Origin of the sequence: Paracraurococcus ruber (assembly GCF_004353985.1) — a bacterium.
Taxonomy (GTDB): domain Bacteria; phylum Pseudomonadota; class Alphaproteobacteria; order Acetobacterales; family Acetobacteraceae; genus Paracraurococcus; species Paracraurococcus ruber.
In genome coordinates this window covers 14,304-33,540 of record NZ_SMOA01000052.1, presented here as the reverse complement: position 1 = coordinate 33,540, position 19,237 = coordinate 14,304, and the positions used below count along the sequence as shown (strand labels likewise).

Genomic DNA, 19,237 nt, shown 5'->3' with positions numbered 1-19,237 from the left:
GGGCCGCGGCGACGGGGGCGGCGGGCAGGGCCGGCAGGCCGAGATCCGGCAGGGCCGGCGCCGGCGGCTGGCCGAGCGCGGCGGCCAGTACCGCCTGCGGATCGGTGGCTGGCATCGCCAGCAGGGCTGCCCCGCAGCCGGGCGTGGCCGCCTGGGCCAGCGGCGCGGTGGCCGGCGACGCCCCGCGCAGCGCCAGCAGGGTGGCGAGGCTGCCGGCGGCGGCGGCGCTGCCCGCCAGCACGAGCGCCAGGAGCAGCAGCATGCCACGCGGTGCGGTCATGCGCGCGGGCTCCCGGCCGGCATGGGCCGGCCTGCGGTGGCAGGGAAGACGGGGAAGGAGGAGCGCATCGGACGTCCTGTCGCGATAGCCCGCCGAGAAGGCGCGGCGCGGCGCAGCTTCCCATCCGACCCCTGAGCGAAGCCTTAAGGCCGCGCCCCCGGCCGCTGGTCCTGCCCCGCGGGACAGTGCGCCGCCCGCCTGCTACAGGCGGCGCCTGGCGGAGGACGAGGCATGAGCGGGACCAACCAGCGCATCGACGGCAAGCGGCTTTGGGACAGCCTGATGGCCATGGCGGAGATCGGCGCGACGCCGAAGGGCGGCGTGAAGCGCCTGACCCTGACCGAGGTGGACCGCCAGGGCCGCGACCGCTTCCGCACCTGGTGCGAGTCCCTGGGCCTGACGGTGCGGGTGGACGCCATCGGCAACATGTTCGCCCGGCGGGAAGGCCGCGACCCCGGCCGCCTGCCGGTGCTGCTGGGCAGCCACCTGGACAGCCAGCCCTCGGGCGGGAAATTCGACGGCGCGCTCGGCGTCATCGCCGGGCTCGAGGTGATGCGCACGCTGAACGACCTGGGCATCACCACCGAGGCGCCGGTCGAGCTGGTGAACTGGACCGACGAGGAAGGCAGCCGCTTCGGCCACAGCCTGATGGGCAGCGGCGCCTGGGCCGGCGTCTATCCGCTGGACAAGGTCTATGGCCTGAAGGACGTGGAGGGCATCACCGTCGAGCAGGCGCTGACCGGCATCGGCTACAAGGGCAGCCACCCCGCGAAGCCCTTCCCGGCGGACGCCTATTTCGAGCTGCATATCGAGCAGGGCCCGATCCTGGAGCGGGAGGGGAGGCAGATCGGCATCGTCACCGGCGCGCAGGCGCAGGTCTGGTACGACGCGGCGGTGACGGGGCAGGACGCGCATGCCGGCACCACGCCGCCTTCGGCCCGGCGCGACGCGCTGGTGACGGCGGCGCGCATCATCGACCTGGTGGACCGGCTGATGCGCGCCCGCGGCGAGGATGGCCGCGGCACGGTCGGGCAGCTGCACGTCCTGCCGAACAGCCGCAACGTGGTGCCGGGGGAGGTGCGCTTCAGCGTCGAGTTCCGCCACCCCGACTTCGCCGAGATCGAGCGGCTGGCCGGGGAATTTCCGCGCGCGGCGGCGGCGGTCGCCGATGCCGCCGGCACGCCGCTGCAGCTGACCGAGCTGTTCCGCCTGCCGGCGCAGCCCTTCGACCCCGGCTGCGTCGACCTGGTGCGGCAGGCGGCGGCGCGGCTGGGCCTGCCGGCGCGGGAGATCGTCTCCGGCGCCGGGCATGACGCGGTCTATGTCGCGCGCAGCGTGCCGACGGCGATGATCTTCACGCCCTGCAAGGACGGGCTGTCCCACAACGAGGCGGAGAGCATCGAGCCCGAGGAGGCCGCGGCCGGCTGCCAGGTGCTGTTCGAGGCGGTGCTGGCGCGGGCCAACCGGCCGCTGTAGCGCGGGCTCGCGTCCCGGGCGCGCTACCCCGGCCATGGGGCGATGGCCTGCGACCCTTGCCCGGCATCCGTGGCATGAGCGGCAGCGCAGGCAGCCCGCCCCGGCGGCGAGCGCCGCGCCTCAGCCGGGGGTGGCGAAGCGGTCCCAGGCGGCGTGGATCGCCGGCATCCGCGCCGCCAGCTCCCCGGCGCGGGCGATCTCCTCGGTGAAGCCCATGCGGCCGAAATCGGTCATGCGCATCGGGTAGAGGATGCCGTCGAGGTGGTCGTATTCATGCTGGACGACGCCGGCATGGAAGCCGCTGACCTCGGCCGATACCGGATTGCCGTCGCAATCGACGCCGGCATAGCGGATCCGCTGCCAGCGGGGCACCGCCGCCCGCAGCCCGGGGATCGAGAGGCAGCCTTCCCAGCGGAGCTGCCGCTCCTCGCCGACCGGCTCCACCACCGGGTTGATCACCACCGTGTTGCCGACCACGGCATCGCCCGGGGCGCCCGTGCTGCGGTCCGGCAGCACGCGGAAGACAAACAGCCGCAGCGGCACATGCACCTGCGGCGCGGCGAGGCCGGCGCCCGGCGCATCCTCCATGGTGTCGACCATGTCCCGCACCAGCTGGCGGATCGCAGGCGCGCCAGGATCGGCGACGGGACGGCAGCGCTCGAGCAGGACGGGGTGGCCCATGCGGGCGATCTTCAGGACGGCCATGGCCGGAGTATACGCCGCCGCCCGCCCGCCGCACCCCCCGGCCCGCCGGCCCAAGAGCTGGCACGATGATTGCTTAACACTCCGCAGATGACTTCGTTGTCACCCGGGCGTTCCCGCCGCGGATCGCCCCACGCGGAGGATCGAGCATGGCAGGCAGGCTTTGGACGGTGTTAGCACGACGGACGGCGATGGCCGCCGCCGTCGCGGGCGCGGTGGCGCTGCCCGCCGCGGCGCAGCGCGCGGAACCCTGCATCGGCATCTCCATGGAGGTGACCGGGCCGCTGGCCAACCAGGGGCTGATGCTGCGCATCACGCTGGAGACGGCGCTCGAGAAGATCAACGCCGCCGGCGGCGTGCTAGGCCGCCCGCTGCGGCTGGTGATCTACGACGATGTCGGCGAACCCGCCCGCGCCGTGGACAATGCCCGCCGCATCGGCGAACGCGACAATTGCGTGGTGATGTTCGGCGGCGCCCGCACGCCGAACGCCATCGCCCTGCGCGAGCCGCTGGCCGAGATGGGCCTGCCCTGGATCGGCGCCATCAGCGCCGGGACCGCGGTGATCGAGCATCCGAACGGCAAGAACGAGTGGATGTTCCGCGTCTCAATGAAGGATCGCTGGGTCACCGGCTACCTGATCGACCAGGCCAAGGCGCGCTCGGCCAGCGGCAAGATCGGCTTCGTCTATGAAGGCACTGCCTGGGGCCAGGGCGCGCTGCCCGATATCGAGGCGGCGGCGCGCCGCGCCGGCGTGACGCTGGCGGGGCGGGAGACCTTCAACATCGGCGACCAGGACATGTCGGCGCAGATGATCCGGCTGCGCGATGCCGGCGTCGACACCATCGTCCTCTGGGCCGTCGACCGGGAAAGCGCGAACATGCTGCGGTCCATGGACCGCATCGGCTACCGGCCGAAGATCGTGTCCGCCTGGGGCCTGACCACCGCCTTCGCCCGCGCCGTCGGCCCGCTGGCCGAGGGCATCATGGTGGCCGGCACCTTCAACTGGAACGGCCCGCTGTCGCCCGAGGCGCAGGCCGCCTTCGATGCCATGAAGGCGAAGTTCCCCGACCGCATCCGCACCACGGCCGACATGGAACAGCCTTCCGCCATGGCGAATGCCTGGGACGCGGTGCACATGCTGGCCGAGGCGCTGAAGATCGCCGGCGCCTATGACCGGACGCGGCTGCGCGATGCCTTCTACCGGGTGAACTACACCGGGCTGATCGCCGACTACCGCCCCGCCTTCATCAAGGGCAACCAGGAACGCCACGACGCCATCCTGGCCGAGCACTACAAGCTGCAGGCCTTCCACAACGGCATGCTGATGCCGATCGAGGCGACGCCCTACGGCATGCGGAACTGACGCGCTGATCCGTCGCCGGGCTTCGTCGCCACTGCCTTCGGCAGCCCGGCGGCGCTCGGGCGGTACGCCTTCAGCGTGACGCGAGCCCGCCGCGACGGGCGCCCGGCCGCCTGCCGCGGTGGCCTGCGAAAGGGCGGGGCCGGATGGCCCCGCCGAACCGGAACACCGGGAGCCGAGCGGTGGAAGCGATCCTGCAATACCTGCTGACCGGGCTTTCGGTGGGCAGCGTCTACGCCATGGTGGGCCTGGGCTTCTACGTCATGTGGTCCGCCGCCAAGGCGGTGAATTTCAACTTCGGCGACATCGTCATGCTGGGCGCGGTGCTGACCGTGGTCCTGATGGATGTCGGCGTGCCTCTGCTGCCGGCCTGCCTGGGCGCGGTCGCCGCCGCGGCGCTGCTGGCGGCCGCCATCGAGCGCGGCTTCGTCCGGCCCTTCAACCGCGAGGCCAATGCCATCGGCTGGATGCTGACCACCATCGCGGTCGGCACCATGATCGAGAGCGCGACCACCGCCCTGTTCGGGTCCAATCCCCGCCGGCTGGAGACGCCGCTGGTGGAGGCGCCGCTGCGCATCGGCGGCAGCGGCATCTACCCGCAGGAATTGCTGCTGCCCGTGGCGCTGCTGGTCGTGGCGGTGGGGCTGGAGTTCTTCTATCGCCGCACCATCACCGGCCGCGCCATGCGCGCGGTGGCCTACAACCGCACCGCCGCCGGCCTGGTCGGGATCGATGCCGACCGGATGACGCTGCTGTCCTTCGGCCTGGCGGGCCTGCTGGGCGCCCTGTCCGGCGTGCTGATCGGGCCGGTGATCCAAGCCAGCGCCACGATGGGCGCCATCATCGGGCTGAAGGGCTTCCTGGTCGCGATCATCGCCGGCATCGCCAATGCCCGCGGCGTGGTCATCGCCGGCGTGCTCTACGGCGTGTCGGAGAAATTCATCGAGGCCTATCTCTCCACCGCGGCGCGCGACGCCATCGGCTTCTCGCTGATGGTGCTGCTGCTCCTGCTGTTTCCCCAGGGCCTGTTCGGCAAGGCGGAGTTCAAGAAGGTATGATCGCGCGCACCGGAGGCTGGATCGCGGCCGCCCTGCTGGCGCTGGCGATCGGCATCTTCCCCTATCTCGGCGACCTGCTGGATACCCGCTTCCCCACCAGCTACGAGCTTCGCCTGGTGATGCGGGCGATGATCCTTGGCATCGTCGTCATCGGGCTGAACATCCTGGTGGGCTTCGCCGGCCTCGTCTCGCTCGGCCAGGCGGCGCTGATGGGGCTGGGGGCGCATGCCGCGGCGCTGCTGGCGTTGCGGGCCGACTGGCCCTTCGCCGCCTGCCTCGCCGCGTCGGTGCTGGTGCCGGCGCTGATGGGCGCGGTGCTGGCCTTCCCCACGGTGCGGGTGCGGGCGCTGTACCTGACGGTGATCACCATCGCCTTCGGCTTCGTCTTCGTGAATGTGCTGCGCGAATGGGTGTCCTTCACGGGCGGCGCCTCCGGCCTCGCCAGCATCCCGCGCCCGACCCTGTTCGGCGAGCGGCTGATGGCGACGCGCGCTGCCGGCTTCAACTACTACTACCTGATCGCCGTCTGCCTCATGCTCGCGCTCTGGGTGCAATGGGCGCTGGCACGCAGCCGCTACGGCCGGGCGATGCGCGCGACGGCGGAATCGGAGAATGCCGCCCGCGCGCTGGGCATCAACGTCACCGCCACGCGGACCTTGGCGTTTGCGATTTCGGCCGGGCTGGCGGGGCTGGGCGGCGGGCTGTTCGCCAACCTGGCGCTGTTCGTGAACTACGAGACCTTCACATTCAGCGCCTCCATCGAATTGCTGCTGATGACCATCCTGGGTGGCAGCGGCACGCTGGCCGGGCCGGTGGTGGGCACGGCGGTGCTGTTCGCGGCGTCCCAGGCGCTGCAGGGGCTGCAAGAATGGCAGACCTTCGCCTATGGGGCCCTGCTGGCGCTGGTGCTGTTCCTGATGCCGGAAGGGATCGTCGGCGGCCTGGCCCGGCTGCGCGCTAAGCTGGCTGGGCGGGGCGCGCAGGAGCGGCAGACCGGCGCCTGGCCGCATTTCGTCCCGGGCTTCGACGCCCTGACGCAGGACCGCGACGAGCCTGGCCAGGCCACCCTGATCACTCGCGACCTGACGCTGCGCTTCGGCGGGCTGACGGCGGTGAACATGGTGGACATGGAGGTGCGGTCGGGCACGGTCCATGCCCTGATCGGCCCGAACGGCGCCGGCAAGTCCAGCCTGCTGAACGTCGTCTCCGGCTTCTACCGCGCCAGCGCCGGCACGGTGACCTTGTTCGGCCAGGCGGTGAAGGACCAGCCGCCGCATGTCCTGGCGCGGCTCGGCGTCGCGCGCAGCTTCCAGAATACCGAGCTGTTCGGTCGCATGACGGTGCTGGAGAATGTGCTGGTCGGCTGCCACATCCGCTACCAGGCCACCCTGGCTGAGACGCTGCTGCGCCTGCCGCGCTTCCTGCGGGAGGAGCGGGAGAGGCTGGCCGAGGCGCGGCTGCTGCTGGAGGTGGTGGGGCTGACCGACTTCGCCGGGGAGCAGGCGCGCAACCTGCCCTTCGGCCATCAGCGCCGGCTGGAGATCGCCCGCGCGCTGGCGCTGCGGCCCAAGCTGCTGCTGCTCGACGAACCGGCGGCCGGCCTGACCCATGGCGAGATCGAGGACCTGGTCGCGCTGATCCGCGGCCTGGCGGCGCGCGGGATGACGGTGATCCTGGTGGAGCACCATGTGGAGATGATCATGGCCGTGTCGGACCGCGTGACCGTGCTGGACCATGGCGAGGTGATCGCCGACGGCCCGCCCGAGCAGGTGCAGGACGACCGCGCGGTGATCGAGGCCTATTTCGGCCATGGCGCGCCCGCCGCCCAGGCCACGGTGCCGGCCCAATGAGCGCGCCATTGCTGCAGGCGGAGGGCATCCGCGTCTCCTATGGCCGGATCGAGGCGGTGCGGGGCGTGGACCTGCATGTCGGCGCTGGCGAATTCGTGGGCGTCATCGGCTCGAACGGCGCGGGGAAGAGCAGCCTGATGCGCGCCATCGCCGGCGTGCTGTCACCCGCGGGCGGCCGCGTGGCCTTCGGCGGGGAGGACACCACCGGCCAGCCCAGCCACCGCATGGTGGCGCGCGGCCTGGCGATGGTGCCCGAAGGGCGGATGATCTTCGCCGACCAGACGGTGCGGGAGAACCTGCTGCTGGGCGGCTACAGCCGGCTGCGCAGCGACCCGCAGGGCGTGGCGGCCGATGAGGATCGGATGCTGACGCTGTTCCCGCGGCTGAAGGAGAGGCTGGCGCAGGAAGCCGGCACGCTGTCGGGCGGGGAGCAGCAGATGCTGGCGATCGCGCGCGGCTTGCTGTCCCGCCCGCGGCTGCTGGTGATCGACGAATTGTCGCTCGGCCTCGCCCCCGTCATTCTCGACATGCTCTTCCCGGTGCTGGCGCAGTTGAACAAGGAAGGCCTGTCCATCCTGTTGGTGGAGCAGATGGCGTCCTATGCGCTGTCGGTCACCGACCGTACCTATGTGATGGAGAACGGCCGGATGCTGTTCGACGGCGCTTCGCGCGAGTTGGCCAACGACCCGCGCGTGCTGGACGCCTATCTCGGCCGCCGCAAGGCGGCCTGACCCGAGGGGTCCAGGGGCCTTTCGGCCCTTGGCGGGGTGGGTTTGGGAGGGGCGGCGCCCCTCCCAAGGCGCTGGTCAGGCGGCCTGCACCTGCGTCCTGACGAACTGCGCCCGCAGATGGTCTCCACTGGTGGTCGGCGGAAAGAGCGGCGCCTCGCCCTCCGCCACCGTCCCAGGCAGCGCCGCCACCGGCGCGTCGTAATTCGGGTTGTGGAAGAACACCAGCGACAGGCGGCGCGAGGCGGCAGCTTGGTCCATCGGCGGGTTCACCACGCGGTGCAGTGTCGCCTTCCAGCGGCCATTGGTCCAGCGCGCCATCAGCTCCCCGATATTAACGATGTAGCTGTCCGGCGCGATCGGCACGTCCACCCATTGCTCGGCGCGGTTCAGCACCTGCAGCCCGCCCGGCTTGTCCTCCGCCCGCAGGATGGTGAGCGAGCCGTAGTCGCAATGCGCCCCGGCGCGCAGCTGGCCGGGCTTCGGCGGCACCAGGGGCGCGGGGTAGTTGCGCACGCGCAGCCGGCTGATGTGGCGGTCGATCTTGTCGGCGAAGAAGGTCTCCGGCAGGTCGAGGGCCAGGGCGAACATCGCCATCAGGTCCTCCGCGAGGCTGCCCATGGCGCGGAAATAGGCTTCGTAGAGCGGCTGCAGGTCCGCCGGCCGCGCGGGCCAGAGGTTGGGGTGGAAATGCTTGCCCGCCGCCGGCCCGAAGAAATACGGGTCGCCCGGCGGCACATCGACCGGCCCGATCATCAGGCTCTCGTTCAGGTCGCCCGGCACGTCCAGGCCCTGGCTGCGGCCGACGCTCTCGGCTTCCAGCGGGATATAGCCGCGCGTGATGTCCGGCGCCGGGCGCAGCACCGCCAGCTTGTCGGGTTCGGGCAGGTCGAAGAAGGCGTTGGACGCGGCCTGCACCCGGGCAATCAGGTTGGGATCTACGCCATGGCCGGTGATGACGAGGAAGCCGATGTCGTTCACCGCGCGGCCCACCTGCGCGGCGATGGCGCGCTTGGTGGCGGCGTCGCCGGCATGGAAGGGCGCGACGTCGATGACCGGTACTTCGAGCAGCATGGCGGCGTCCCTTTAGAGGTCCAGGCGCGTGGCGGTATCGGAGAGGAGGAAGCCGGCGAGCCGCGCATCCGCCCCCGGCGCGGCGAAGAGCAGCGCGCCCACCGGCAGGCCGGCATCGGCATCGAGGCCGGCGCGCAAAGTCGCCACCGGCCCGCCCAGGGCGGTGGTCGGGATGACGAAGGACGGGTCGCCGGTGGTGCCGTCCGCCGGCGCCACATCGGGGGCGGCCGGCAGCAGCAGCAGGTCGTCCGGCCCGAAGCCGGCCCAAAACTCATGCCGCTGTGCCGCCAGGGTGCGCAGCGCGGCGTGGTACGCGGCCTCCGGGATCGCCAGCCCCGCCTCGATATCGGCGGCGAGGCGCGGCGCGATGCGGTCGCGCGGCAGGTTGGCATGGGTGCGGCCAAGCTCCGCCAGCAGCACGGTGCGATGTGCGGCCAGGATCGCCGCCAGCCCCACCGGCGTCGCGGCGCGGCGCATGGGCAGCCCCGCCGCGGCGAGCGTTTCCGCCAGCGCGCCGAGGCGTGCCAGCGTGCCCGGCACGGCCAGGCGCCCCACCAGCGGATCCTCCAGCACCACCAGGCGCGGCGCGGGGGTGGCGGCGCCGATCCGCAGATGGTCGGCGGCATAGCCCGCGGCGAGGCAGGTCGCGTCCTGCGCCGTCGCGCCGAAGGCGCCCACCGTGTCGAAGCTGGGGGCCAGCGGGACCACGCCGGTGCCGCCGATGGCCAGGGTGGAGGGCTTGAAGGCCGCGGTGCCGGTATAGGCCGCCGGCCGGTTCACGCTGCCGGCGGTCTGGGTGCCGAGCGCCAGCGGCACCGTGCCGGAAGCGATCGCCGCCCCCGACCCGGCCGAGGACCCGCCCGGCGTGCGCGCCAGGTCCCAGGGGTTCCGCGTCGGCGGGCGGGATTCGTAATAGGCATATTCGGTGGTGTGCAGCTTGCCGAGGATGACGGCGCCGGCTGCCCGCAGATGCGCCACCACCGTCGCATCCGCCGTGGCCGGCGCGATGCCATCGCGGGACGGGCTGTTGGCGCGCGTCGGCAGGCCGCGGACATCGATCACGTCCTTCACGCCCACCGGGATGCCATGCAGCGGACCGCGAACCTGGCCGGCGGCGCGTTCGGCATCCCGCGCACGGGCCTCGGCCAGGACGTCATCGGCCAGGACATGCACCCAGGCCCGCACCTCGCCATCCACCGCGACGATGCGGTCCAGGCAACGCCGCACCAGCACCTCCGAGGTCAGGGCGCCGGAGGCCTGGGCGGCGGCGAGGTCGCGGACCCGGCCGGGGTCCTGCACCAGCGCGCTCATGCCCGCGCCGCCCGCAGCGTGGCGCGGCGCGCCGCGGTCGCCGCCGCGTCCACCGCCAGGCTCTCATCCTCGATCAGTCCGGTCAGCACCACGCCATAGACCTCCTCCGCCTTCTCCCGGCTCTCCCAGCCTTCCAGCACGTCGTGCAGCACGCGCGCCGGGTCGCGGGTCACCGGGTCGCCATAGCCGCCGCCGGCGCTGTCCCGCCCGCGCAGCGCCTGGCCGGGCTGCAGCGTGACCTGCACCACATTGGGCAGGCGCCGCGCCTCCGTGCCCTCCACCAGCCAGGTGGCGCCCGGCGTGCCGTCCCGCCCGCCCGCCACGCCGCGCGGCGGCGCATGCTGCCCGTCGCAGGAGATGACGGCGGTGACGGGGTTGCCGGTCGGCGCCAGCTCGATCCGCTGCGCCGGGGCGCCGCGCTGCCGGCCGGCGCCGGCGCTGTCCTGCACCAGTTCCAGGCTGTTCACCCGGATCGGGTGCTTCAGCTCGTCCACCTCCACGCTGTCGCGGTACATCAGCCCGGCGATGACGGGGATGGCGTAGTTCACCCAGCCATCCGCGACCGGGGAGGCCGGGCCGCCATTGGTGCTGAGCATCATGCGGTTGACGAAGGGCGCGTCGCCGCGCCGGTGGTCGCGGCCGGAGATCACCGCCATGCCGGCGCCGAGGCCGGTGCCGCCCTCGGCCAGCCCATGCCCGTCGCCCAATTGGGCGAAGGCCGACTGGGTGATGTTCACCAGCCGCTCCGATACGTTGGTGGTGCCCATGGAGCAGCTGTGCGGGAAGACCGGCGCGCCGACCACGCTGTTCTCGGCATAGGTGAAGCGCAGGCGGCGGAAGCTGCCGGCATTGCGCGGCACGTCCTTCTCCAGCGCGTTGAAGATGGCGCCGACCACGGCCGAGGTGGCGGCGCCGAGCGAGGTGTTCAGCCCGACATCGACGCAGGGCGGGTTGTCCGACAGGTCCACATCGATCATCCCCGCCTCCGGGTCGATCTCCAGCTTCACCGTCAGCTCCAGCCCGCCGGGCAGGATGCCCTCCAGCGGGTCGGAGCGGCCCTTGTTGACCAGCCTTGCCTTCGGCAGGCGGCGGATGTTGTCTTCCATGCGCCGTTCGGAATAGTCGAACCATTCGCGGATGAAGCGCTTCACCGTGGGCACGCTGTACTTGCCGCAGAACTCCTCCAGCCGGCGCTCCGCGACGCGGGCGCTGCCGAGGCCGGCGAGGTAGTCGCCATACCACTGGTCCGGCACGCGGATCCGGGCGCGGCACATGCGCACGATGTCCTCGATATTCCGGTAGTCCCGCTGGATGCGCACGCCGGGGAAGACCAGCGCGCCTTCGTGGTACACGTCCCGCGCCAGGACGAAGTAGCTGCTGGGGATGGAATTGCCGATATCCGCCATGTGGCACTTGGCGACGCTAGTGAACAGGTGCTCGCCATCGACGAAGACCGGCACCATGAAGGTGTGGTCGGCGGGATGGGTGTTGCCGCCATAGGGGTCGTTGTCGAGATAGGCATCGCCGCGGCGGAGGTCGCCCGCATGGTAGCGGCGCATGTTCGCGGTCTGGATGTGGCAGCCGAAGATGTGCACCGGCAGCCCCTCGGCAGGGGCGAGCAGGGCGTCGTCGCCGGTGACGATGCAGCAGGAGAAGTCGCGGGCCGAGGAGATGACGGCCGAGCGGGCGGCGCGCAGCAGGGTGTTCGTCATCTCCCGCACGATGCCGTCCAGGCGGTTCGCCATGACGGAGAGGAGGACGGGGTCGAGGGCCTCGGTCATCGCATCCCCCTCAGCCGCAGCGCAGGATGTAGTTGCCGGCGGCCGACAGCGCCGCCGAAAGGCCGGGCGGGACGACGATGGTGGTCGTCGGCTCCTCGATGATCGCCGGGCCGGCGATGCGCGCGCCGGGCGCCAGCCCGTCGCCGCGGAAGACCGGCACCGGTGCGCGCCCCACCCCGGCGAAATAGGCGCTGCGCCGCGCATCCGGCACCGGGTCGTGCGGCTCGGCCGGACTGGCGGGCGGCGGCGGCGGGGCGAAGAGGGTGATGGCGATCCGCCCCTTCCAGTTGACGAACTCCACCGGGCTGCCTTCGTCCCGCACGGCGTAGACGCGTTCATGCGCCTGGTGGAAGGCCTCCGCCAGCGCGGCGACATCGGCGGGGCCGGCCAGGCGCGGGGCGGGCAGGGGCGTGTCCAGCTCCCAGACCTGGGCGCGGTAGCGGGCTTCGACCAGCAGCTTGATGCGTGCCCCGGCGCCGACGGCGCCGCGCAGCCCGGCGCGGAAGGCTGCCAGCTCGGCGCCGATCTCTTCCAGGGCGCGGTTCACGCCGGCGATGTCGAAGCCGGCGCTGTCGGTGAAGCGGCTGCGCGTCGCCTCGAAGACGATGTCGCTGTGCTGCATCCCGCAGGCCGAGAGGGCGGAAGCGAGGCGCGGGAGGATGACCGTGCCGCAGCCGAGTTCGCGCGCGATGGGCATGATGTTGAAGCCGGCGGCGCCGCCGCCCGCCACCACCACGCTCTCGCGCGGGTTCACGCCCTCGTTCACGGTGATCTCGCCGATCGCCTTGATCATCAGCTCGTCGGCGATGGTCATCACCGCCGCCGCCGTCTCGTCCGGCGTCCGGCCCAGCCGTGCCGCCAGGCCGGCGATGACGCGTTCGCCCGCCGCCGGGTCCAGCCGCAGGCGGCCGCCGTTGAAATAGGCGGGGTCGATATAGCCGAGCACGAGGGCGGCATCGGTGACGGTGGGCTGGTCGCCGCCGCGGCCGTAGCAGGCGGGGCCGGGGACGGAGCCCGCCGATTGCGGCCCGACGCGCAGCAGCCCGCCGGCATCCACCCAGGCGATGGAGCCGCCGCCGGCGCCGATGCTGCGCACGTCCACGGTGGAGGTGCCGATGATGTCGCCCAGCCAGCGGCCGCCCAGCCAGGATTCCCGCGTGTAGACCAGTCCGCCATCGCGGACGAGGCCGACATCGAAGGTGGTGCCGCCGGTGTCGCAGACGATGGCGTTGCCGCCCAGGCCTTCCAGCGCGGCATAGGCGCGGCCTGCGACCGGCGCCATGGCGGGGCCGGATTTCAGCGTGTGGATCGGCCGGGCGATCAGGTCCTCCACAGCCTGGCAGCCGCCGCCGGAGGTGCTGACCAGCAGGTCGCCGGCGAAGCCCGCCGCCTGCAGGTCCGCCGCCATCTCCCGCAGGTGGCGCTGCATCAGCGGCTTGAGCGAGGCGTCGATGGCCGTCGCCGAGGCGCGGCGGTATTCCCGCAGGATGGGGACGAGCTGGTGCGACAGCGTGTAGGGCACGCCCGGCAGCATCTCCGCCAGCAGGGCGCCGAGGCGCAGCTCATGCGCCGGGTTGGCGATGGACCAGAGCAGGGAGACCGCCACCGCCTCGAACCCCCGCTCCCGCAGCGTGGCGATGACGGCGCGCGCCTGCACCTCGTCCAGCGGCAGCACCACCTCGCCGCCGGCGCCGATGCGCTCCGTGATCTCGAAGCTGCGGCGGCGGGGGATGTAGGGGTCGGGATAGTCGTAGGAATAGTCGTGCGGGCCGGGCTTGCCGCCCTCCTTCAGGGTCAGCGTGTCCTTGAAGCCGCGGGTGGTCAGGAAGGCGGTCTTCGCGGTGCGGCGGGTGACGACGGCATTGGTCGCGCGGGTGGTGCCGTAGATCAGCGTGCCGGACCCTGCCAGCAGCGCTTCCGCCGGCATCCCCAGCGCCTCCGCTACCACCGCCAGGGCGCCCTGCATGCCCTCGAAGATGCGGTCCGGGGTCGTCAGTGCCTTGCCGATGTGCAGCCGCCCGGACGGGTCCAGCACGACGACATCGGTGAAGGTCCCGCCGGTATCGACGGCGATGCGATAGCCCATGCGTTCCTCCGCGCCCCGGCCGGTGGCCGGGGCTGCCGGGCACGGGCTTTGCAAGCCCCATGCCGATCCGGAGGACGCCGCATGACCATCCCGCCCGAGCTGGTCCGCCTGTGGAATGCCGCGCATCCGCGCCTGGCGCTGACCGAGGCGCGGCTGGCGGAGCTGCCGGTGGAGTTGCAACAGCTGCGTGCCGCGGCCGAGGCGGCGCGCGGCCGCGTGGCCTTCGATACCGAGCCATCGGCCTTCCGGCGCCTGCTGGCCGAGACGGCGAAGCGGTCATGAACTGGGCGGCGGCAAGCCTGACGGAGACGGCCGACGCCATCCGCAGCGGCCGCGTAACCGCGCGGGCGGTGCTGGAGGAGGTGCTGGAGCGCATCGCCGCGCGAGACCCGCATCTCGCCTGCTTCGTCGCGCTGGATGCGGCGGGCGCGCGGCGCGCCGCCGACGCGGCGGATGCCGGGCGCGCCGCCGGGCAGCCGCTGGGGCCGCTGCATGGCGTCCCGATGGCACATAAGGACATGGTCTACAGGGCGGGCCGCGTCTCCGGCTGCGGCTCGCGGCTGCGGGACGGAATGGCGCGGATGGAGACGGCGACGGTGCTGGACCGGCTGGACGCGGCCGGCGCCATCGAGATCGGACAGCTCGCCATGGTGGAATTCGCCATGGGCCCGCATGGCTACAACGCCAATTACCCGCAATGCCGCAACGCCTGGAACCATGACCACATCCCCTGCGGCTCCTCCTCCGGCTCCGGCGTCGCGGTCGGGGCGCGGCTGGTGCATGCGGCGCTCGGCAGCGACACCGGGGGTTCCATCCGCTGCCCGGCCGCGGTGAACGGTGTGGTCGGCCTGCTGCCGACCTATGGCCGCGTCAGCCGGCACGGCGTCATGCCCATGTCCTTCTCCCTGGACGTGGTCGGGCCGCTGGCGCGCACCGTGCGCGACGCGGCGCGGATGCTGGACGTCATCGCCGGGCCGGACCCGCTTGATGCCACCAGCCTGGACCTGCCTGCCGGCGGGTTCGAGGCGGCGCTGGACGCGCCGGCGCCGCCACCGCGCATCGGCCTCGCCCGCGGCTATTTCGACGAAGGGCTGCATCCTGAGGTGGCTTGGGGCCTGGATGCGGCGGCCGAGGAATTCCGCCGCGCCGGCCTGGCGGTGGAGGAGGTGCGGCTGCCGGCCGACCTGCTGCACGAGGTGGCGGAACTGCACCCGCTGGTGATGAAGGCGGAAGGCGCCGCCAACCACCTGGCGCAGATGCGGGCGGCGGAGGCGCGCTACACGCAGGAGGTCGGGCACCGGCTGCATGCCGGCTTCTTCATCCCCGCGGTGGACTACATCCAGGCGCTGAAGCTGCGCGCGGACTACCTGCGGCAGATGCTGGCGGCGATGGCCGGGGTGGACCTGCTGCTGGCGCCCGTGCTGGCCATTCCGGTGCCGACCATCGCCGAGACCACGGGCAAGCGCGGCAGGGACTACCTGGACATGGTGGTGGCGCTGACCCGCAACACCAAGGTGGTGAATTACCTCGGCCTGCCGGCGCTGAGCCTGCCTGCCGGCTTCGACGCGCGCGGCCTGCCGCTGGCGGTGCAGCTCATCGGCCGGCCGGGCGGGGAGGCGGTGCTGCTGCGCGCCGGCGAGGCCTATCAGCGCCGCACCGATTGGCACCGGCGCCTGCCGCCCGGCGGCTGATCCGCCCCGGCCCAGGCGGGGCCGGGCGGACATGGCCTCTGCGGCGTCCAGGCCGCGCCGCGACCGGCCTTACTCCTCCAGGATCGCCACCGCCCGCGTCCAGCCGGCGGAGCCGCGATGCACCTTCACCGGGAAGCAGGCCACCTGGAAGCCATGCGGCGGCAGGGCTTCCAGGTTGTGCAATTTCTCCAGGTGGCAGTAGCCGATCTCCCGCCCCGCGCGGTGGCCTTCCCAGATGATGTCGGGGTCGGCACCCTCGGCGATGCGCTGCTTGGTCACGCTGAAGGGCACGTCCCAGGACCAGGCATCGGTGCCGGTCACGCGCACGCCCTGCTCCAGCAGCCAGAGCGTCGCCGCCTTGCCCATGCCGCAGCCGGCATCGACATAGTCGTCCTCCCCGTAGCGCGACCCGGCGCGGGTGTTCACCACCACGATGTCGAGCGGCTTCAGCACATGGCCGATCCGGTCGAGCTCCTTCGCCACGTCCTCGGGCTGCACGGTGTAGCCATCGGGCAGGCCGCGGAAGTCGAGCTTCACGCCCGCCTGGAAGCACCAGTCCAGCGGCACCTCGTCGATCCGCAGGGAGGGTCGGCCGCCGGGCGTCAGGCGTTCGTCCTGGCGCGGGAAGTAGTGGTACGGGCTGTCCAGGTGGGTGCCGGCATGCGTGCTGATCCGCACCTGCTCCCGCGCCGCATAATTGCCTTCCGGCAGCTGGTCCTGGCGGATGCCGAAATACTCGGCGATGGGCGGCGCCGTCATCTGGTGGTCGTGGTAGTCGATCTGCGGCAGCGCCCAGGGCGGGTCGGACTTGATGCCGGCCTTCAGCGGGACCGAGATGTCGATGATGCGGCGGGGCATGGGGGTCCTTTCCTTGTGGGGCGGGTCATTCCGGCTGCACGCCCAGCGCGCGCAGCACCGCGGCGTGGTCCTCGAAATGCGCGCGCAGGCGGTCGGCGAAGGCGGCGCGGTCCAGGTATTCCGGCAGCACCGCCCAGCGCTGCGTCATGGCGGCGAAGCCCTCGGTGCCGATGGCGGCGCGGCAGGCGGCCTCCAGCCGCGCCAGCACCGGCGCCGGCGTGCCGCGCGGGGCGAAGAGCCCGGCAGCGGACAGCTCGACCGCCTCGATCCCCTGTTCGGCGGCGGTCGGCACCTCGGGGAATTCGGGGTGCCGCCGCAGGGAGAAGGTGCCGATCAGCCGCATCTCCCCCGCCCGCGCCAGCGGCACGCCGGAAGCGACGACGATCGCCGCCGCATCCAGGCGCCCCGCCTTGACCTCGAGCAGGGAGGCGGCGTCGCCGCGGAAGGCGACATGCACGAAGGCGCCGCCCGCCGCCTTGCGGATGCGCTCGATCCCGATGGACGGGGCCGAGTTCGGCCCGGGCGAGCCATAGGTCACCGGCCGCTGCCGGGCGGTTGCGACCATGTCGCGCAGGTCGCGCCACGGGCTGTCCGCGCGGACCATGACGCCCAGGATGTTCTCGGTGACGTTGCAGATGGGCGCGACCGCCTCCGGCCCCAGGCCGGTGTCGCGCACTAGGTGCGGCTGGATGGTCAGCGGCACCAGGGCGGAGAAGGCCAGGGTATGGCCATCCGGCGGGCTGGCGGCCAGCACGCGCAGCCCGACGACGCCCGACGCGCCTTCGCGGTTCACCACCACCACGGGCTGGCCGAGCTGGGCCGACAGCCCCTCGGCCAGGGCGCGGGCGGTGGCATCGGCCTGGCTGCCGGTGGCGTAAGGGTTGATGACGGTGACCGGACGGTCCGGAAAGGCCGCGGCCCCGCCGGGCGCCAGCGCCAGCAGCAGGGCGGCGCGCAACATCGCGCGGCGCATGGCGTTCCCCCTCCATCCCGTTGCGCCGAGGCTAGGCCAGGGGGCCGGCCGGCGGAAGCCGCCGCGCCCGGCCCGGCCCGGCGGCGGAGGCGGGAGCGGGCGCGCCCCACCGCGCGTTGGGGGCCCATGCCCCTGGACCGGTCTGGGGGGGCCGTTCACGCCCCGCCGCGATCCGCTCTATCCTGCCACCCAACCGAGGGAAGGAGACCCATCATGCTCGACGCCGTCGCAACCCTGCCGCTGAAGGACCCCGAGCTCTTCCGCCAGGCCAACTACATCGGGGGCCAATGGGTCCAGGCCGACAGCGGGAAGACCCTTGAGGTCCGCAACCCCTCGACCGGAGAGGTGGTGGGCCGCGTCCCCGCCATGGGCGCCGCCGAGACCCGCCGCGCCATCGAGGCGGCGCACCAGGCGCAGAAGGGCTGGCGCGCCATGCTGGCGAAGGAGCGCGCGGCGATCCTGCGCAAGCTGTTCGACCTGATGATCGCCAACACGGATGACCTGGCGGCGATCATGACCGCCGAGCAGGGCAAGCCGCTGGCCGAGAGCAAGGGCGAGATCGCCTATGCCGCCAGCTTCATCGAGTGGTTCGCCGAGGAAGCCAAGCGGGTCTATGGCGACACCATCCCGCAGAACGCCAAGGGCCGCCGCATCATCGTGACGAAGGAGCCGATCGGCGTCTTCGCCGCCATCACGCCCTGGAATTTCCCCGCCGCCATGATCACGCGCAAGACCGGGCCGGGCTGGGCCGCGGGCTGCACCGGCGTAATCCGTCCGGCCTCGCAGACGCCCTTCTCGGCGCTGGCGATCGCCGTGCTGGCGGAGCGCGCGGGCATGCCGCCCGGCGTCTGCAACGTCATCACCGGCCCTTCCGGCGAGACCGGCAAGGAGCTCACCGGCAATCCGCTGGTGCGCAAGCTGACCTTCACCGGCAGCACCGATGTCGGCCGCACGCTGCTGGCGCAATGCGCCCCCACCATCAAGAAGACCAGCATGGAGCTGGGCGGCAATGCGCCCTTCATCGTCTTCGACGATGCCGACCTGGATGCCGCGGTGCAGGGTGCGATGGCCAGCAAGTACCGCAACACCGGCCAGACCTGCGTCTGCGCCAACCGCATCCTGGTGCAGGACGGCGTCTACGACGCCTTCGCCGCCAAGCTGAAGGCGGCGGTCGAGGCGCTGAAGGTCGGCGACGGCATGGAGCCGGGCGTGACCCAGGGCCCGCTGATCAACGCCGATGCGGTGAAGAAGGTCGAGGAGCATGTCGCCGACGCGCTTGGCAAGGGCGCGAAGGTGCTGACCGGCGGCAAGCGCGCGGAGCGGCCGGGCAATTTCTACCTGCCGACCATCCTGACCAACGTGCAGCGCGACAGCCTGGTCTTCAACGAGGAGACCTTCGGCCCGGTGGCGCCGCTGTTCCGCTTCAAGACCGAGGAGGAGGCGATCGCGCTGGCCAACGACACGCCCTTCGGCCTCGCGGCCTATTTCTACAGCCGCGATGTCGGCCGGATCTTCCGGGTGGCAGAGGCGCTGGAGAGCGGCATGGTCGGCATCAACGAGGGGTTGATCAGCACCGAGGTCGCGCCCTTCGGCGGCGTCAAGGAGAGCGGCCTGGGCCGCGAGGGCAGCCATCACGGGATCGAGGAGTATCTCGAGGTGAAGTACCTGGCGCTGGGCGGCATCGGGACCTGATCGACCCGACCAGCGAAGGCCGCCCGGGCAACCGGCCCGGGCGCGCCTGATCGCTCTCGGCCATGCCGCGACGGCGCCAGGTACGCCGCCTTCGCGGCGGGCGGCGGTGCGGACCGGGTTGGACGCTGGCGGCCGCCGGGAGCCGGGCTCATGCTCCCGCCCCGGGCGCGGGTCGCGCGCCCGGGGCGATGGGCGGCACCCGGGCGGTCGTGGGTGCCCTGCTCCAAGCCGGCTGATACGGCTTAAATTACGCTTGTAAGACGTGATTTAACGCCATGACCGCAGCGGGCATCGGGGTTACCCGATCGTCACAACC

The 19,237-nt window shown here is 72.3% G+C and carries 15 protein-coding genes and 1 pseudogene; 8 read left to right on the top strand and 8 right to left on the bottom strand.

Translation table 11 applies throughout. From position 1 onward, the window contains the following. Positions 1-280: pseudogene (locus E2C05_RS12280) on the bottom strand (hypothetical protein); the annotation flags it as partial. 231 nt (positions 281-511) lie between these two features. On the opposite strand from E2C05_RS12280, the gene E2C05_RS12275 reads away from it, so the two are divergent. Continuing rightward, a complete protein-coding gene (locus tag E2C05_RS12275) occupies positions 512-1,756 on the top strand; it encodes a Zn-dependent hydrolase (RefSeq protein WP_133219927.1) in 1,245 nt (414 codons plus the stop codon). A gap of 120 nt (positions 1,757-1,876) precedes the next feature. Here E2C05_RS12275 and E2C05_RS12270 read toward each other — a convergent pair whose 3' ends face one another. After that, entirely contained in the window at positions 1,877-2,461 is a 585-nt protein-coding gene (locus E2C05_RS12270) for a peptide deformylase (RefSeq protein ID WP_133219926.1), read from the bottom strand. Between the two features lie 146 nt (positions 2,462-2,607). Here E2C05_RS12270 and E2C05_RS12265 point away from each other — a divergent pair, with 146 nt between their 5' ends. The 4 genes from E2C05_RS12265 (at position 2,608) to E2C05_RS12250 (ending at position 7,458) form a co-directional block, all read left to right on the top strand. Further along, on the top strand, positions 2,608-3,822 hold the full coding sequence (locus E2C05_RS12265) for an ABC transporter substrate-binding protein (RefSeq protein ID WP_133219925.1): 1,215 nt from the start codon (positions 2,608-2,610) through the stop codon (positions 3,820-3,822). Between the two features lie 179 nt (positions 3,823-4,001). Continuing rightward, positions 4,002-4,877 (top strand): branched-chain amino acid ABC transporter permease, encoded by an 876-nt coding sequence (locus tag E2C05_RS12260; protein ID WP_133219924.1) that lies wholly within the window; start codon positions 4,002-4,004, stop codon positions 4,875-4,877. Next, positions 4,874-6,727 carry a branched-chain amino acid ABC transporter ATP-binding protein/permease gene (locus tag E2C05_RS12255; RefSeq protein ID WP_133219923.1) on the top strand — a complete coding sequence of 618 codons (1,854 nt, stop codon included), beginning with the start codon at positions 4,874-4,876 and terminating at the stop codon, positions 6,725-6,727. The genes E2C05_RS12260 and E2C05_RS12255 overlap by 4 nt, the downstream gene beginning before the upstream one ends. Beyond that, a complete protein-coding gene (locus tag E2C05_RS12250) occupies positions 6,724-7,458 on the top strand; it encodes an ABC transporter ATP-binding protein (protein WP_133219922.1) in 735 nt (244 codons plus the stop codon). The genes E2C05_RS12255 and E2C05_RS12250 overlap by 4 nt, the downstream gene beginning before the upstream one ends. A 75-nt stretch (positions 7,459-7,533) precedes the next feature. Here E2C05_RS12250 and E2C05_RS12245 read toward each other — a convergent pair whose 3' ends face one another. From E2C05_RS12245 to E2C05_RS12230, 4 genes are read right to left on the bottom strand one after another with little or no spacing between them, the layout of a single operon-like run. Beyond that, entirely contained in the window at positions 7,534-8,529 is a 996-nt protein-coding gene (locus E2C05_RS12245; RefSeq protein WP_133219921.1) for an isopenicillin N synthase family dioxygenase, read from the bottom strand. Positions 8,530-8,541: 12 nt separating this feature from the next. Further along, positions 8,542-9,840 carry an amidase gene (locus E2C05_RS12240; RefSeq protein ID WP_133219920.1) on the bottom strand — a complete coding sequence of 433 codons (1,299 nt, stop codon included), beginning with the start codon at positions 9,838-9,840 and terminating at the stop codon, positions 8,542-8,544. Further along, the gene (locus E2C05_RS12235) at positions 9,837-11,621 is read right to left on the bottom strand and encodes a hydantoinase B/oxoprolinase family protein (protein ID WP_133219919.1); all 1,785 of its coding nucleotides are present in this window, start codon (positions 11,619-11,621) and stop codon (positions 9,837-9,839) included. The genes E2C05_RS12240 and E2C05_RS12235 overlap by 4 nt, the downstream gene beginning before the upstream one ends. A gap of 10 nt (positions 11,622-11,631) precedes the next feature. Then, positions 11,632-13,707: a hydantoinase/oxoprolinase family protein gene (locus E2C05_RS12230; RefSeq protein ID WP_133219918.1), complete on the bottom strand. Its 2,076-nt coding sequence runs from the start codon at positions 13,705-13,707 to the stop codon at positions 11,632-11,634. A gap of 81 nt (positions 13,708-13,788) precedes the next feature. On the opposite strand from E2C05_RS12230, the gene E2C05_RS32960 reads away from it, so the two are divergent. Together E2C05_RS32960 and E2C05_RS12225 are read left to right on the top strand one after the other, a co-directional pair. After that, complete coding sequence (locus E2C05_RS32960) at positions 13,789-13,989, top strand: hypothetical protein (RefSeq protein WP_158292078.1); 201 nt, start codon at positions 13,789-13,791, stop codon at positions 13,987-13,989. Further along, positions 13,986-15,398 (top strand): amidase, encoded by a 1,413-nt coding sequence (locus E2C05_RS12225; RefSeq protein WP_158292077.1) that lies wholly within the window; start codon positions 13,986-13,988, stop codon positions 15,396-15,398. Before E2C05_RS32960 ends, E2C05_RS12225 begins: the two co-directional genes overlap by 4 nt. A 69-nt stretch (positions 15,399-15,467) precedes the next feature. Here the strand turns inward: E2C05_RS12225 and E2C05_RS12220 are convergent, their stop codons facing one another. Both E2C05_RS12220 and E2C05_RS12215 read right to left on the bottom strand, forming a co-directional pair. Beyond that, positions 15,468-16,256, bottom strand: a complete 789-nt coding sequence (locus E2C05_RS12220) for a cyclase family protein (RefSeq protein WP_133219916.1) — start codon at positions 16,254-16,256, stop codon at positions 15,468-15,470. A gap of 25 nt (positions 16,257-16,281) precedes the next feature. Further along, positions 16,282-17,229, bottom strand: coding sequence for a tripartite tricarboxylate transporter substrate binding protein (locus E2C05_RS12215; RefSeq protein ID WP_133219915.1), 948 nt, complete (start codon positions 17,227-17,229; stop codon positions 16,282-16,284). A 213-nt stretch (positions 17,230-17,442) separates the two neighbouring features. Here E2C05_RS12215 and E2C05_RS12210 point away from each other — a divergent pair, with 213 nt between their 5' ends. Further along, positions 17,443-18,921, top strand: a complete 1,479-nt coding sequence (locus E2C05_RS12210) for an NAD-dependent succinate-semialdehyde dehydrogenase (RefSeq protein ID WP_133219914.1) — start codon at positions 17,443-17,445, stop codon at positions 18,919-18,921. Positions 18,922-19,237: the final 316 nt, after the last annotated feature.

Coding starts and splice junctions, on each gene's coding strand:
- E2C05_RS12215 (WP_133219915.1), bottom strand. CDS start 17,229: ATGCGCCGCGCGATGTTGCGCGCCGCCCTGCTGCTGGCGCTGGCGCCC.
- E2C05_RS12235 (WP_133219919.1), bottom strand. CDS start 11,621: ATGACCGAGGCCCTCGACCCCGTCCTCCTCTCCGTCATGGCGAACCGC.
- E2C05_RS12250 (WP_133219922.1), top strand. CDS start 6,724: ATGAGCGCGCCATTGCTGCAGGCGGAGGGCATCCGCGTCTCCTATGGC.
- E2C05_RS12245 (WP_133219921.1), bottom strand. CDS start 8,529: ATGCTGCTCGAAGTACCGGTCATCGACGTCGCGCCCTTCCATGCCGGC.
- E2C05_RS32960 (WP_158292078.1), top strand. CDS start 13,789: ATGACCATCCCGCCCGAGCTGGTCCGCCTGTGGAATGCCGCGCATCCG.
- E2C05_RS12230 (WP_133219918.1), bottom strand. CDS start 13,707: ATGGGCTATCGCATCGCCGTCGATACCGGCGGGACCTTCACCGATGTC.
- E2C05_RS12255 (WP_133219923.1), top strand. CDS start 4,874: ATGATCGCGCGCACCGGAGGCTGGATCGCGGCCGCCCTGCTGGCGCTG.
- E2C05_RS12270 (WP_133219926.1), bottom strand. CDS start 2,461: ATGGCCGTCCTGAAGATCGCCCGCATGGGCCACCCCGTCCTGCTCGAG.
- E2C05_RS12240 (WP_133219920.1), bottom strand. CDS start 9,840: ATGAGCGCGCTGGTGCAGGACCCCGGCCGGGTCCGCGACCTCGCCGCC.
- E2C05_RS12220 (WP_133219916.1), bottom strand. CDS start 16,256: ATGCCCCGCCGCATCATCGACATCTCGGTCCCGCTGAAGGCCGGCATC.
- E2C05_RS12210 (WP_133219914.1), top strand. CDS start 17,443: ATGCTCGACGCCGTCGCAACCCTGCCGCTGAAGGACCCCGAGCTCTTC.
- E2C05_RS12265 (WP_133219925.1), top strand. CDS start 2,608: ATGGCAGGCAGGCTTTGGACGGTGTTAGCACGACGGACGGCGATGGCC.
- E2C05_RS12275 (WP_133219927.1), top strand. CDS start 512: ATGAGCGGGACCAACCAGCGCATCGACGGCAAGCGGCTTTGGGACAGC.
- E2C05_RS12225 (WP_158292077.1), top strand. CDS start 13,986: ATGAACTGGGCGGCGGCAAGCCTGACGGAGACGGCCGACGCCATCCGC.